The 14,657-nt window shown below is 60.4% G+C and carries 12 protein-coding genes; 10 read left to right on the forward strand and 2 right to left on the reverse strand.

Going from position 1 to position 14,657, the window contains the following annotated elements; translation table 11 throughout:
* Positions 1 to 16: 16 nt before the first annotated feature.
* From ACI2KB_RS17455 to ACI2KB_RS17495, 9 genes are all read left to right on the forward strand, one after another.
* Positions 17 to 634 carry an NUDIX domain-containing protein gene (locus tag ACI2KB_RS17455; RefSeq protein WP_404636431.1) on the forward strand — a complete coding sequence of 206 codons (618 nt, stop codon included), beginning with the start codon at positions 17 to 19 and terminating at the stop codon, positions 632 to 634.
* Entirely contained in the window at positions 625 to 1,083 is a 459-nt protein-coding gene (locus ACI2KB_RS17460) for a DUF1249 domain-containing protein (protein ID WP_404636432.1), read from the forward strand. The genes ACI2KB_RS17455 and ACI2KB_RS17460 overlap by 10 nt, the downstream gene beginning before the upstream one ends.
* A 228-nt stretch (positions 1,084 to 1,311) precedes the next feature.
* Entirely contained in the window at positions 1,312 to 2,121 is an 810-nt protein-coding gene (gene cpdA / locus ACI2KB_RS17465; RefSeq protein WP_404636433.1) for a 3',5'-cyclic-AMP phosphodiesterase, read from the forward strand.
* A 130-nt stretch (positions 2,122 to 2,251) separates the two neighbouring features.
* Positions 2,252 to 2,872 carry a YqiA/YcfP family alpha/beta fold hydrolase gene (locus ACI2KB_RS17470; protein WP_404636434.1) on the forward strand — a complete coding sequence of 207 codons (621 nt, stop codon included), beginning with the start codon at positions 2,252 to 2,254 and terminating at the stop codon, positions 2,870 to 2,872.
* 105 nt (positions 2,873 to 2,977) lie between these two features.
* Positions 2,978 to 4,882, forward strand: a complete 1,905-nt coding sequence (gene parE / locus ACI2KB_RS17475) for a DNA topoisomerase IV subunit B (protein ID WP_404636435.1) — start codon at positions 2,978 to 2,980, stop codon at positions 4,880 to 4,882.
* Positions 4,883 to 4,917: 35 nt separating this feature from the next.
* Positions 4,918 to 5,877: an esterase-like activity of phytase family protein gene (locus tag ACI2KB_RS17480; RefSeq protein ID WP_404636559.1), complete on the forward strand. Its 960-nt coding sequence runs from the start codon at positions 4,918 to 4,920 to the stop codon at positions 5,875 to 5,877.
* A gap of 35 nt (positions 5,878 to 5,912) precedes the next feature.
* Positions 5,913 to 6,395: a TIGR02281 family clan AA aspartic protease gene (locus ACI2KB_RS17485; RefSeq protein WP_404636560.1), complete on the forward strand. Its 483-nt coding sequence runs from the start codon at positions 5,913 to 5,915 to the stop codon at positions 6,393 to 6,395.
* 10 nt (positions 6,396 to 6,405) lie between these two features.
* On the forward strand, positions 6,406 to 8,664 hold the full coding sequence (gene parC / locus ACI2KB_RS17490) for a DNA topoisomerase IV subunit A (protein WP_404636436.1): 2,259 nt from the start codon (positions 6,406 to 6,408) through the stop codon (positions 8,662 to 8,664).
* A gap of 181 nt (positions 8,665 to 8,845) precedes the next feature.
* A complete protein-coding gene (locus ACI2KB_RS17495) occupies positions 8,846 to 9,553 on the forward strand; it encodes a membrane integrity-associated transporter subunit PqiC (protein WP_404636437.1) in 708 nt (235 codons plus the stop codon).
* A 258-nt stretch (positions 9,554 to 9,811) separates the two neighbouring features.
* Here ACI2KB_RS17495 and ACI2KB_RS17500 read toward each other — a convergent pair whose 3' ends face one another.
* Entirely contained in the window at positions 9,812 to 11,338 is a 1,527-nt protein-coding gene (locus ACI2KB_RS17500) for a histidine kinase (protein ID WP_404636438.1), read from the reverse strand.
* A gap of 130 nt (positions 11,339 to 11,468) precedes the next feature.
* On the opposite strand from ACI2KB_RS17500, the gene serB reads away from it, so the two are divergent.
* The gene (gene serB, locus ACI2KB_RS17505; RefSeq protein ID WP_404636439.1) at positions 11,469 to 12,680 is read left to right on the forward strand and encodes a phosphoserine phosphatase SerB; all 1,212 of its coding nucleotides are present in this window, start codon (positions 11,469 to 11,471) and stop codon (positions 12,678 to 12,680) included.
* 89 nt (positions 12,681 to 12,769) lie between these two features.
* Here serB and ACI2KB_RS17510 read toward each other — a convergent pair whose 3' ends face one another.
* On the reverse strand, positions 12,770 to 14,554 hold the full coding sequence (locus ACI2KB_RS17510) for a molecular chaperone (protein ID WP_404636440.1): 1,785 nt from the start codon (positions 14,552 to 14,554) through the stop codon (positions 12,770 to 12,772).
* Positions 14,555 to 14,657: the final 103 nt, after the last annotated feature.

Raw genomic sequence — 14,657 nt, forward strand, 5'->3', positions numbered from 1 at the left:
AGCAGTGAGAAAACCCATGACCGACAGCGCTAAATCGACACCCACGAAGCATGAGATCACCCACCGTGAAACCTGCTTCAAGGGTTTCTACCAACTGGATCGCCTGCACCTGCGGCATGAACTGTTCGATGGCGGGATGGGGCCGGAAATCAAGCGCGAACTGTTCGTGCGTCACGATGCCGTGTGTGTACTGCCCTATGACGCCAAGCGCGATGAAGTGGTGCTGATCGAGCAGTTTCGCGTTGGTGTGGTCGGCAAGCATCCCAACCCGTGGCTGATCGAGATGGTCGCAGGGCTCATCGATAAAAAAGAACAGCCGGAAGAGGTTGCTCACCGCGAAGGAGAAGAGGAAGCTGGGCTTGTCTTCGAATCGCTCTGGCCCATCACCAAATACTTTCCGTCGCCCGGTGGCAGTAACGAGTTCGTGCACTTGTACCTGGGCAAATGCGAAAGCGAGGGGGCGGGTGGGCTGCACGGGCTGGAAGAGGAGGCCGAAGATATCCGTGTGTCGGTCTGGTCGTTCGACGAGGCCTTTCAGGCAGTGAAAGACGGACGCATCGTCAACGCGGCAACTATCATCGCAATACAATGGCTGGCACTGAACCGTGCCGAAATCAGGGGGCTTTGGTCGTGAATCTTCTGCGCGAGCGCTACCGTGTCGACCTCGCCGGGCTGCAAGCAGCCTGTGAGGCGAACTACGCGCGCTTGATGCGTCTGCTGCCGGACATGCGTCAGGGCAGTGGGCAACGTTCTCGCCGAGTGGCTGTCACCCAAGGCGATCAAATGCTCGGCGTGCTGGCCGTCGAAGTGCTGCTCGACTGCCCGTACACCACCACGCTGCAAGTGCGTCAGGAACACAGCCTGCCTTGGCTGCCGGTGCCGGTGCTGGAAGTGCAGGTCTACCACGACGCCCGCATGGCCGAAGTCATCGGCGCCGAACATGCGCGACGTTTCCGTGGCATCTACCCGTATCCCAACGAAGCCATGCACCAGCCGGATGAAAAGGCGCAGTTGAACCTGTTCCTTGGCGAGTGGCTGAGCCATTGCCTGGCATGCGGGCATGAGTTCGAAGCGGTTCGTTGATTTCAAACCGTCCTGATCCCCTGTAGGAGTGAGCTTGCTCGCGATAGCGGGCTATCAGTCACTCTCATTGCGACAGGTGGACAGCTATCGCGAGCAAGCTCACTCCTACAGGGATTGGTCTTCTTCGATGGTTCTATTGTGCAAATGAGAACTGCCACGCGTCTGCGGGTTTGCCGTCGTCACAATCAGACACCATAATCCGGCCATATCTGCTCAAGGAGATGGCCATTGCTGAGCGCATCCTCACATCCGTCCTCTGTGTTGGTCGTGCAACTGTCCGACAGTCATCTGTTCGCCGAGGCGGACGGCTCGTTGCTGGGCATGACTACCCGTGACAGCCTCAACGCCGTGGTCGATCTGGTGCTGGCTGAGCAACCGGACATTGACCTGGTGCTGGCGACCGGGGACCTTTCGCAGGACGGCACCGTTGAGTCTTATCAGGCCTTTCGCGAGTCGAGCGACCGGCTCAAGGCGCCGAAACGCTGGCTGCCGGGCAACCACGACGAGACGCGGGAGATGGCGATTGCAGCTCAGCAAAGCGATCTGCTTGACCCTGTCACCGACGTCGGCAATTGGCGAATCACCATGCTGGATTCGTCAGTGTCAGGCTCGGTCCCCGGCTATCTGGAAGACAAACAACTGCAAGTGCTCGCGCAGGCGCTGAGCGAGGCGCCGGATCGCCATCACCTGGTGTGCCTCCATCACCACCCGGTGCCGATTGGGGCAGCGTGGATGGAGCCGATTGGGCTGCGCAATCCAGAGGCGCTGTTTTCGGTGCTTGAACGTTTCCCGCAGACCCGTGCGTTGCTCTGGGGGCACGTGCATCAGGAGTTCGATCAGCCACGCCATGGTGTGCGCTTGATGGCCTCGCCCTCCACCTGCATTCAGTTCGCGCCCAACAGCGTGGATTTCGGCCTCGACTCTCTGGCGCCGGGCTATCGCTGGTTGCGCCTGCATGACGATGGCCAGATCGAAACCGGGGTATCTCGCATCGCACCGGATTTGTTCGAAGTCGATCTGAGTGGCGCCGGATACTGAAAGGAATGTCCTGAGTTCGTCGCAAATGCTCATCACGTGAGTCTTCACGCCGTTGTCTCTGTAAACTGCGTGGTTTTGAATCTCGCTGCCCTGAGAGGCATAGCGACTGGCGGTTTTTTGAGGCAAACGCATGAACCAAGACCATTCGACGCTTCTTTATATCCATGGCCTGAACAGCTCGGCGATGTCGAAAAAGGCCACTCAACTGACTGCGTTAATGAAAAAGTTGGGTCTCGGCGAGCGACTGCGGGTTCCAGAGTTGCATCACCACCCGCGTCAGGCCATTGCGCAACTGGAAGCGGCAATCGAAGAACTGGGCGGGCGGCCATTACTGGTCGGCAGCTCGCTCGGCGGCTACTATGCGACTCACTTGGCTGAACGCCATGGCCTCAAGGCCGTGCTGATCAACCCGGCGGTGAACCCGCATCAGTTGTTCGACGGCTTTCTCGGCACCCAGACCAACCTCTACACCGGCGAGACGTGGGAACTGACCCACGACCACGTGGACGCGCTGGCTGAGCTGGAAGTGCCTGCACCGCAGGACCCGCAGCGCATTCAGGTGTGGTTGCAAACCGGTGACGAGACGCTGGATTATCGACGCGCTCAGGGTTTTTACCGGGCTTGCGCCTTGCGCATCGAAGCGGGCGGCGATCACAGCTTCCAGGGCTTCGCGCAGAAAATGCCGGCCCTGTTGAGCATTGCAGGCTTTGCCCCGGAATTGTTGCAGGCCATCGATCTGGCAGCGCTGTAAGCCAAGCGTGCGGACAGAGGCGCCAGTTGAAACATATTTGTAGACCACGCTTGAAAAGATAAGCAGCACTCCGACATTTCATGAACGACTTGATGACGAGACCCCATGGCCAATCCCAGCGCTAGCTCTTATAACGCAGACGCCATCGAAGTCCTCTCGGGCCTCGACCCTGTCCGCAAACGGCCGGGCATGTACACCGACACCACTCGGCCGAACCACTTGGCGCAGGAAGTCATCGACAACAGCGTCGACGAGGCCCTTGCCGGTCACGCCAAGTCGGTGCAGGTCATCCTACACGCTGACAACTCGCTGGAGGTCGCCGACGACGGTCGCGGCATGCCGGTTGACATCCACCCTGAAGAGGGCGTGTCGGGCGTTGAGCTGATCCTGACCAAGCTCCACGCGGGCGGCAAATTCTCCAACAAGAACTACCAGTTCTCCGGCGGCCTGCACGGCGTGGGGATTTCCGTGGTCAACGCGCTCTCCACCCAAGTGCGGGTGCGGGTCAAGCGTGATGGCAACGAATACGAAATGACCTTCGCTGACGGCTTCAAGGCCAGCGAACTGTCGGTCATCGGCACCGTGGGCAAGCGCAACACCGGCACCAGCGTGTTCTTCGCGCCGGATCCGAAGTATTTCGACAGCCCCAAATTCTCTGTCAGCCGCCTCAAACATGTACTCAAGGCCAAGGCCGTTCTCTGCCCGGGCCTGACCGTCAGTTTTGAAGACAAGAGCACGGGCGAGAAGGTCGAGTGGCATTACGAAGATGGCCTGCGTTCGTATTTGCAGGATTCTGTCAGCGATTTCCTGCGCCTGCCGGAAGAGCCGTTCTGCGGCGCCTTCGCCGGTAACAAGGAAGCTGTGGACTGGGCGCTTTTGTGGTTGCCGGAAGGCGGCGACAGTGTTCAGGAAAGCTACGTCAACCTGATCCCGACTGCGCAGGGCGGCACCCACGTCAACGGTCTGCGCCAGGGCTTGCTCGATGCCATGCGCGAGTTCTGCGAGTTCCGCAACTTGCTGCCACGCGGTGTGAAACTGGCCCCGGAAGACGTCTGGGAGCGCATCGCGTTCGTGCTGTCGATGAAGATGCAGGAGCCGCAATTCTCCGGCCAGACCAAGGAGCGCCTGTCGTCCCGCGAAGCAGCGGCATTCGTGTCTGGCGTGGTCAAGGATGCGTTCAGCCTGTGGCTCAACGCGCACCCCGAAGTGGGCATGCAACTGGCTGAACTGGCCATCAGCAACGCAGGCCGTCGTCTGAAAGCGAGCAAGAAGGTCGAGCGCAAGCGCATCACTCAAGGTCCGGCATTGCCGGGCAAACTGGCCGATTGTGCGGGCCAGGACCCGATGCGCGCCGAGCTGTTTCTGGTCGAGGGTGATTCTGCGGGCGGTTCGGCCAAGCAAGCACGAGACAAGGAATTTCAGGCCATCCTGCCGTTGCGCGGCAAGATCCTGAACACGTGGGAAGTGGACGGCGGCGAAGTGCTTGCCAGCCAGGAAGTGCACAACATCGCCGTCGCCATCGGCGTCGATCCGGGCGCGGCGGACATGAGCCAATTGCGCTACGGCAAGATTTGCATCCTCGCCGATGCCGACTCTGACGGCCTGCACATCGCCACGCTACTGTGCGCGCTGTTCGTTCAGCACTTCCGCCCGCTGGTCGATGCCGGTCACGTCTACGTGGCGATGCCGCCGCTGTACCGCATCGACTTGGGCAAGGACATTTATTACGCCCTCGATGAAGCCGAGCGCGACGGGATTCTCGACCGTCTGGTCGCCGAGAAGAAACGCGGCAAACCGCAAGTGACGCGATTCAAAGGCTTGGGCGAGATGAATCCGCCGCAGCTTCGTGAAACCACCATGGACCCGAACACTCGCCGTCTGGTGCAACTGACGCTGGACAACTTCGAAGAGACCTCGGAGATCATGGACATGCTGTTGGCGAAAAAACGCGCAAGCGACCGCAAGAACTGGCTGGAATCCAAAGGCAACCTGGCCGAGGTGCTGGTTTGACGCGAGGGTGGCTGGCGGCCCTGTTGCTGGCCGCCATGCCCGTCCTTGCCGCGCAGCCGGTTGAGCAGAAGCCGCTGCCGGAGTTGAAGCTGCTGTCCGAGCATCCCGTCGACGACATGGTCGGCGGTAACCTCTCGGGTCTGGCGTCCTGCAACGGCACGCTGTGGACGATCTCCGACCGCGACGATACGTTGCTGTACAGCCTCGACACGTCATCCACAGTTTGGAAAGCGCGGGCGCAGGTGTTGGAGATTCCGCCGATTCCGGACAGCGGGCTGTCCTCGACGCTGCGTGGCATGGCCAAGGCAGCGGCTTTGATTCGTGGCGGCGATCTGGATTACGAGGGTGTGAGCTGTGACGCGGCAGGCAATCGCTATCTGGTCAGCGAAGGCTATGCCACGGTGCTGAAAGTTCCGGTGAACGGTAAACCCACTTGGCTCGAACTGCCGAAAAAGCTGGTGCAGGAAGCCCAGGCGGCGGGGATGTTGCAGCATTTCAATGCCATTTTCGAAGGCATCGCCATCAGCCCGGCGGGTGACCAGATCTGGCTGGCGGCCGAGCGCGAGAAGCGTGGGTTGCTGACCGCGACGCTGGGCAAGGACGGTTGGGCCTGCGGTGCGAGCTGCATATTGCGGGTCGAGTCCGGTAACGACGTATTGCCGCCGCAACTGGGGGGCAGATCCGTTGCCAAGGATTTTTCCGACATCTCGCTGTACAAGGGCAAACTCTACAGCCTTGAGCGTGCGGCTTACCGCATCTGCCGTCGTACGCTGGAAACCGGGAAACTGGAGACCTGCTGGTCGTTCGCCAAAGAGGCCTTGCAGCCCAATCGGCTGTATGACCAGAAATACGGTCTGACCGAAGCGCTGATCGTCGATGACACCGGCGCGTGGGTGGGCACCGACAACAACTTCGGCGCTCGCGCCGATGGCGAAAAACGGCCCATCGTCTGGCGCTTTGCCGCGCCCGAAGGTGGCTGGAGTGGCAAGCCTTGACGCAGGCACCTCCCGGCAAGCGCGCCGGGCGTCTGATGTTGATCATCGTCTGGGCTGCGGCGCTGTTTTTGGCGACGCGTTTTTTCGGCGAATGGGAGCAGCGTCAGGAAAATCCGAATACCGCTGTCACTTCGCAACACGGTGATGGCTATGTCGAGGTGCAACTGGTGAGCAATCGCCAGGGGCACTTCGTCATGACGGGGCAGATCAATGCACGTCCCGTCGAATTCATGCTCGATACGGGCGCGACCAACGTTGCGATTCCCGAAAGCGTCGCACAGACACTGCGACTTGAGCGCGGCGCTCGCGTGGACGTCAGTACGGCCAATGGCCGGACCGAAGCCTTCCGCACGACGCTGAAACGGCTACAGATCGGCGACATCGTTCTGGACAATGTGCGCGCCCTGGTGGTGCCCGGTCTGGACGGTGATCAGGTGCTGCTGGGCATGAGCGCCGTCAAACAACTCGAATTCACCCAGCGCGGCGGCACCTTGCTGCTGCGCCAGACGACAAAATGATGAGGCCCGCATGAGCGACTCCCTTGACCTCAGCCTAGATGGCGTAGAACGCCGCTCACTGGCTGACTTCACCGAACAGGCCTATCTCAACTACTCCATGTACGTGATCATGGACCGGGCCTTGCCGCACATTGGCGACGGTCTGAAGCCTGTACAACGCCGCATCGTCTACGCGATGAGCGAGTTGGGCCTGGATGCAGACGCCAAGCACAAAAAATCGGCGCGTACCGTCGGTGACGTGCTCGGTAAGTTCCACCCCCACGGCGACTCGGCCTGCTATGAAGCGATGGTGCTGATGGCGCAGCCCTTCAGCTATCGCTACACGCTGGTGGACGGCCAGGGTAACTGGGGTGCGCCGGACGATCCCAAGTCGTTCGCCGCCATGCGTTACACCGAAGCGCGCCTGTCGCGTTATTCCGAAGTGCTGCTTAGCGAGCTGGGCCAGGGCACGGCGGACTGGGTGCCGAACTTCGACGGTACGCTGGATGAGCCCGCCGTACTGCCTGCGCGCCTGCCGAACATCCTGCTCAACGGCACCACCGGTATTGCCGTAGGCATGGCCACCGATGTGCCGCCACATAATCTGCGGGAAGTCGCCAATGCCTGTGTGCACTTACTCGACGACCCCAAGGCTACGACTGAAGACCTGTGTAAATTCGTGCAAGGCCCGGATTACCCGACCGAAGCCGAGATCATCACCCCACGCGCCGACCTGCTGAAAATCTACGAAAGCGGTCGTGGTTCGGTACGCATGCGCGCGGTCTATCGCGTGGAAGATGGCGACGTCGTGGTCACTGCGCTGCCTCATCAGGTCTCCGGTGCCAAGGTGCTGGAGCAGATCGCCGCACAGATGCAGGCCAAGAAATTGCCGATGGTCGCCGACCTGCGCGACGAGTCGGACCATGAAAACCCCTGCCGCATCGTGATCATTCCGCGCTCCAACCGCGTGGACGCTGATGAGCTGATGCAGCATCTGTTCGCCACCACCGAGCTGGAATCCAGCTATCGGGTGAACATCAATATCATCGGTCTGGACGGCAAGCCGCAGCTCAAGAACCTAAAAGCGTTGCTGGCCGAATGGTTGCAGTTCCGGATCACCACCGTGCGCCGCCGCTTGCAATTCCGTCTGGACAAGGTCGAGAAGCGCCTGCACCTGTTGGAAGGTTTGCTCACCGCTTACCTCAACCTGGACGAAGTGATTCACATCATCCGGACCTCGGATCACCCGAAGGCCGACCTGATCGCCCGTTTCGAGCTGTCGGAAATCCAGGCGGACTACATCCTCGACACCCGTCTGCGTCAATTGGCGCGTCTGGAAGAGATGAAGCTGCGCGGCGAGCAGGACGAACTGCTGAAAGAGCAAGCCAAACTGCTGGCCCTGCTGGGCAGCGACGCAAAACTGCGCAAACTGGTGCGCAGCGAGCTGATCAAGGATGCCGAAACCTACGGCGACGAGCGTCGTTCGCCGATTGTCGAGCGCGCCGAAGCCAAGGCTCTGTCTGAAAACGAGCTGATGCCGACCGAGCCAGTCACCGTTGTCCTGTCGGAAAAGGGCTGGGTACGATGCGCCAAAGGCCATGACATCGACGCCACAGGTCTTTCCTATAAAGCCGGAGACGGCTTCAAGGCGGCGGCGGCGGGGCGTTCGAATCAGTTTGCGGTGTTCATCGACTCCACCGGACGCAGTTATTCGCTCGCCGCACATAGCCTTCCGTCGGCTCGTGGGCAGGGCGACCCGCTGACCGGTCGTCTGACGCCACCGCCTGCTGCGACGTTCGAATGTGTGCTGCTGCCGGACGATGAAGCGCTTTACGTCATCGCCTCTGACGCCGGTTATGGCTTCGTGGTGAAGGGTGAAGACCTGCAAGCCAAGAACAAGGCGGGCAAGGCATTGCTGAGCCTGCCAGCGGGCGCGAAAGTCATCCTGCCGCGCCCGGTCCCGGATCGCGAGCAAAACTGGCTGGCCGCCGTGACCACCGAAGGCCGCTTGTTGGTGTTCAAAATCAGCGACTTGCCGCAACTGGGCAAAGGCAAGGGCAACAAGATCATCGGTATTCCGGGCGAGCGTGTGGCCAGCCGTGAAGAATACGTGACCGATCTGGCGGTGATTCCCGACGGCGCCACCTTGGTGCTTCAGGCGGGCAAGCGTACCCTGTCTCTGAAACCGGACGACCTCGAGCACTACAAAGGTGAGCGTGGGCGTCGTGGCAATAAGCTGCCCCGGGGTTTCCAGCGCGTGGATGCGCTGTTAGTGGAAAGCGCTACGTAAAGCGGTGTTTTCAGTGATCGATCTTCGGTTTGTCACGAAGATCGACGCAGAATCGCTGGAGTCACAGCGCATATTCACGGATGATATGACGTCGTTTGGCGCTGGCATGGCCCAGCGCTTTCATGTTTCTACGAGTTATTTGAATTGTGGGCGCGTCGTATTCGCTCACCTGGACGGAATGATGAATTTTTTACGCGTTCCTTTTGTTCTGTTATTGACCGGCGTTCTGGGTTTGGCCGGATGTAGCGTTCATCAGCCTCAATCGCTTTATCAACTGGACAGTGGCGATCCAGGACAACCTAAACAAAGTGCTGGCGTCGCGGTTTTGCTGGGGCCGGTTTCCGTTGCTGATTACCTGCAACGGGAAACATTATTGCAACGCCAACCCGACGGCAGCCTGACGGCATCGACCGACGGGCGTTGGGCGGGCAGCCTGTCTTCGGACATCGATCAACTGCTGCTGCGCCAACTGGCGTGGAAGCTGGACAGCCAGCGCGTGGTCATGGCGCCTGCGGCGGCCAATTTCACTCCGGACGTGCAGGTGGTGCTGTCGATCACCCGTCTGGATTCCGGTGAGAATCAGCCTGCGGTGCTCGATGCACAATGGCGCCTGCTGGACCGTCGTGGCACCGTACGCGACAGCAAGCTGATTCACCTTGAAGAACCCCATGCAGGCACTTCTGCTGCTCAGGTCAAGGCTCAGGGCGTGCTGTTGCAGCGCCTTGCCGAGCAGTTGAGCGTTGCGGTCAAGCCTGTCGCCAGTCAGCCGTTGGTCGCTGATGAACCGAAAAAGGCCGCGCAGCCGGCCAAGACCCGTGTCGATCAGGACAAGCCAAAGATCCCGATGGCCTCTCCGATTCGCACCGATCTGGAAGTGTTCCGCTTCTGAGTTCAGCGCAAACAAAAAAGCCCGCAGCGATGCGGGCTTTTTTGTGGGCAGTGTCTTCTGATTCTGCCCGGAGGGCGTAGGCGCGCAGCTTGCTCGCGATCTGGCGCCAAGCGGCAGCAAAATCAGGCGCTGGGTAGTGTCAGGCAACCCTCTTAAACAGCGTTTACTGCCGGTGCCCGGCAGATCGCGAGCAAGCAGCGCTCCTACGGCCTCCGGCCAGAATCAAGAGCAGGTCGCGGGCGATCTCAGGCTTGGGGCTCAGACCTTACGCGCCTCATGCATACGTGCCAACTGGCGTTCCAGCATCGATGGGTATGGCTCCATCAGGCGTTCCACACAGCTCGCGCCTTCGGGGCTTGCAATCGGGCGGATGCGTGCGCGCTGGCGAATGGTGTGGTCTTCGCTGATCTTGCGCTCCACCAGCAGCAAATTGCGGCTGTGTTGCGACAGGGCCAGTGCGTCTTGCGCGGTTTCGGTCAGCAGCAGATCGATCTGGTTCATGCCGTGCAGACCTTCGCCCAGCGTCAGGCCCAACTGCAATTGCAGGGTGATGCCGCTGTCCGCCACTTCGATCTGCAAGGCGTGGCTCAGCGCGCGCAGCAACTCGCCGCAGCAGATGGCGTTGGTCAGGTAGTCGTCACCGCTGTCCTGCGTGCTGAACACCATGAGAGAACTGCCATCGTTCAGGGTGTGCAGCTCGCTGTCGTACAACGAAGCCGCCTGATCGATGCAGTCGCGATAGCGCTCCAGCAATTCGGTCAGACGAGCGCGGGGCAGGCGGCGCAGTTGTTCCTGAGAACCCAGTTGCACAGCCAATACAGCGCTGTACTGGGGCTGCGAAGGCACCACCGGCAAAATAGGGCGCGATGCAGGTTTCTGGGTAACAGGCGTTTCGTCGCGGAGGTCGGCGAACGGGTCTTCGTCGTCCTCATCTTCCTCGGCCAAGATACGGCGCGCCGGTATGGCGGTGGCACGGGGCTTCGGCGAGTCGTCGAAATCAGGGTCGTTCAGATCGCTGGCGTCGAACTCAGGCGAAATGTCGTCTTCGTCGTCGATGTGCTCAGGCTCGGGAATGGGTGCCGGTTCCGGCTCTGGCGGCGCATAGGACGCCTTGAGCTGGCGAGCCAGATCGCCGATTTCATCCTGGCGGTCGGTGGCCGGGGTGTAGGGGTCGATGTAGCGCAGCCACATGCGCAGTTGCAGCATCGGCGTGGAAATATGTCGCCCCAGACGCAGGCTCAACGCCAGCGAGAGCGCCAGCAGAATGCCTGCCAGGATGCCCATGCTTTGCAGGCTGATGGTCAGTGGCTGCTGGAACTGGCTCATGTCCAGGCTGATACGCAACGTACCGGCGACCACGTCCTGGAACGTGACTTTGGTTTCGTAGAGGCCTTCCGTCTGGCCGAGCAGGCCGTTCTTCGGGCGCTGACCCGCTTCGGCGAGAATACGGTTGTCCACGCTGTAAATCGCCGCGTGGGCGACCAGCGGGTTCTTCACCAGATTGCCGAGCAGCACGTTGAGGCTGAGGATGTCGTTGGACACCAGCAGTTCGGTGGCGGAGGTCGCGGTTTGCGTGGTCAGGGCCTGGCCCAGCGCGTCGGCCTGCTCGTGCATGGCTTGCTTGAACTGCAAACCCATCACGCAGGCGTAGATCACCAACGCCAGCGCGACGAGGATCACGTTGTGGCTGGCGATGCGCAAAGCAATCGGTACGCGTCGATGACGCAATGCCCGGAAGATCAGCAAGAAGAAATTATCGGTTTTTACTGGCGTGGGCCGGTTCACTGAGCACGGCTCTCTTGGAGAAGTTGGGGCGCAGTATAGCGAGCGACCCAGATGCGGCAAAGCGCTCACTGTGCCCGGCGGTCACTGAAAGTGCGTAGAATGCGCTTTTTTTCCACAGCGGGGGTGCGCCTTGCGCGAAATTGTCCTGATTAACATTACCGGCGAAGACAGCCCGGGTCTGACGGCAGCCATTACCGGTGTTCTGGCTCAAGGTGGCGCCGATGTTCTGGATATTGGTCAGGCCGTGATTCACGACACCCTGTCATTCGGCATTCTGGTGCAGATTCCGGACACCGAAAGCGGCTCGACGGTCCTGGATCGGGTGCAACTGAAGGCCGACGAACTGGGCCTGCAAGTGTTATTCACCCAAGTCAGCGAAGACGATTACCAGCATTGGGTCGACGATCAGGGCAAGGACCGGCACATTGTGACGCTGCTGACCCGCAAGGTCACGGCCGAGCAGTTGCAGACCGTGAGTGCGATTACGGCCAAATACGGTTTGAACATTGACCGCATCGATCGTCTGTCCGGGCGCATTCCGCTGAACATGCCGACTGAAAAGGCCAAGGGCTGCATCGAGTTTTCCGTTCGCGGCGAACCTGCCGATGCGCAGCAGATGCGCGCCGAGTTCCTGCACGTGGCTCAGGAACTGAATGTCGACATCGCGTTTCAGCAGGATTCGGTGTTCCGCCGCAATCGCCGTCTGGCCGTGTTCGACATGGACTCGACGCTGATTGAAGCAGAGGTCATCGACGAACTGGCCAAGGCTCATGGTGTAGGTGATCGTGTTTCGGAAATCACCGAGCGTGCAATGCGCGGCGAGCTGGATTTTCGCGCCAGCTTCAAGGAGCGCCTGGCGCTGCTCAAGGGCCTGGACATCAAGGTGCTGGACGAGATTGGTGCGGCGTTGCGCTTGACCGAAGGCGCGGAAACGCTGTTTGCCGAACTCAAGCGTCTGGGCTACAAGACCGCGATTCTGTCCGGTGGCTTTACATACTTCGCCCGACAGTTGCAGGCAAAACTGGGCATCGATTATGTCTTCGCCAACGAACTGGAAGTGGTCGACGGCAAGTGCACCGGCGTTGCTGTAGAGCCGATCGTCGATGCTCAACGCAAGGCCGATCTGCTGCGTGAGCTGGCAGAGAAGGAAGGTTTGAGTCTGGAGCAGACCATCGCCGTGGGTGATGGCGCGAACGATCTGCCGATGCTGGCCATTGCCGGTCTGGGCGTAGCGTTCCGCGCCAAGCCACTGGTCAAGCAGTCTGCCAAACAGGCGATTTCGACGCTGGGCCTCGATGGTGTGCTGTACCTGCTGGGCTTCCGTGACCGGGAAGGCCGCTGACTCTTTAGTCGCACGACTTGCCGGAGGCAGCGATTTCAAATACGCCACCGCCGGCAAGCCATGCTGCTAGACGACGAAGTACCGAATGGCTACAACACCGTCCACAACGAATCGAATTCCTGCTCCGGACCTGCTTGCGCAGTGGCTTTCTTCGGCCCTTCAAGGATTTCATATTCGAACTGGTTGTAATTTCCTGTCGTTGCCTTACGCCCATTGAGGGTCGCTCGGCGTTCGTCACCGCAGTTGTTGATCATCACCTTGCAGCCGTCCTCGAAAGGCAAGCGAGGGGCCAGGACCGTCGCGGGTACGTCGATGGCTCGTACTTCCGGGAGTAACAGGGCGCGCAGGTATTGACTGCTCTGTTCGGCGCGCAGCAATTGCAGGCCACATGCTTGAGCGAAGGGCGCGATCAGTTCCAGCCCCATCTGTGTACCGCCGCTGCGCACCTGACGCACCCAGCGCACGACCGCAATACTCCAGCCGTGACCATGATCCTGAATGCCGATCATCTCACCGGCCTGAAGTTGATCAGGCACTTCCTTTGGCCACGCAAGGCAGTAACCCCCCGGGCTGTGATTGACGATGTTCAAGCTGTAAGTCGGAAAACCTTTCTGTGCGTCGGCGGCTGCGGCGGCTTCGGCTTCGCTGCCCTGGTACTCGATCTCTTCGAACGGCAACATCGTGTTCGACGTGCCAGTGCGTTGCACGTCCAGTGCCTGCCCCCAAGGATCAAGCTTGGCGGGTTCCAGCGGCTGCAGCGTGTATTCGGTGACCTTGCCGACTGTGGCAGCGGGCATTTGCAGCAAGTCACTGAAGCAGCGCTGCCCGCCGACGAAGTAGTGCAGCGCGCTCATGCCAACGCAGACCGTCAGCGTGCCTTGGCCCTGAGTGCGCTGAAACGCGCGCTCCGATACATCTCCCCACGCAGCAGCCAGATGTTGGAGCACATCGATCGACAAGCCCGGCGGCACATGAAGGTAGGACTGCGAGCGCTGGTCAGGCGGTGTTTCGAGGTAGCGCTGGAGCGCTGCGGACAGTGGGCGAGGGTTGAAACCTAGCAGGTGGGCGCGTTGATCCTCATTGAACAACGAGGTGTAACGCGGCGCCGTATCGGTGCCGAATGCCACTGCGTAGAGGCTTGAGTCGTCCAGGGGCTGTTGCAGCGTGACCATCGCGCTCCAGGCATCCAGCGCATCGGCCAGTTTGCCGATGTTGTGCTGGCGCATCTGGTTGCAGCGCGAGCACCCCATCAACAGGGCCACGATGTAGGTCTGTTCGACGGTCAGGGTACGGGTGTGGTTCGCCTGATTGTCGGCCACCGGTATCCCGTGCAACTGATGTTGTCGCGCGATCTGGTAAATCTGGTGGAGCTCCAGCCAAAGCCCGTCTTGTACCGGGCAGTACAACTGATTGGCGCGGATGAGCGGACCATTGAGGCAATGCAGCGCACGTTGCAATGCGGTGGCCAGCAGCGTTGTACGGTCTCGGCTGAATTTGGGGGCCACTCTGGCGATGATCTGCTTATAGCCAATTGCCAAGTGGTTTTGCAGCGCCTGACACAGGTTGGCGACCTTTCGAGGCCGTTCTTCCAGCACCACGGATTGATTCAGGAAATGCCGCTCCAAGTGCCTGCACACGAAAAACACTTCCGGGCGCAGCAATTCGAGCAGTTGCAGACGGTTTTCGCTGGGCGTCCGCAGTTGGTTCAGCTCGCCCAGGCCCTGATAGAGCTGGCGGGCCATTTCGCCGAGGTTGGCTTTAGGCAGGGTAGCGATCCAGCGCTTCAGGTCTTTTGGCGTCGCGTCACAGAACGACAGGCTCGACTGCGTCGGCACAGGGGCGCGCAACAACAGAGGGAGGCTTAAGTTACTCATGTGACAGGCAAACTCCAACAAACTACTGGCCCGGATGGCGTCATGAAACTGCGGTGCAGTGGCACGGTGACCCAGCGAAACGAGCAAGTTTACGTCAATTGAA

The organism is Pseudomonas sp. NPDC088444 (assembly GCF_044900175.1).
Taxonomy (GTDB): domain Bacteria; phylum Pseudomonadota; class Gammaproteobacteria; order Pseudomonadales; family Pseudomonadaceae; genus Aquipseudomonas.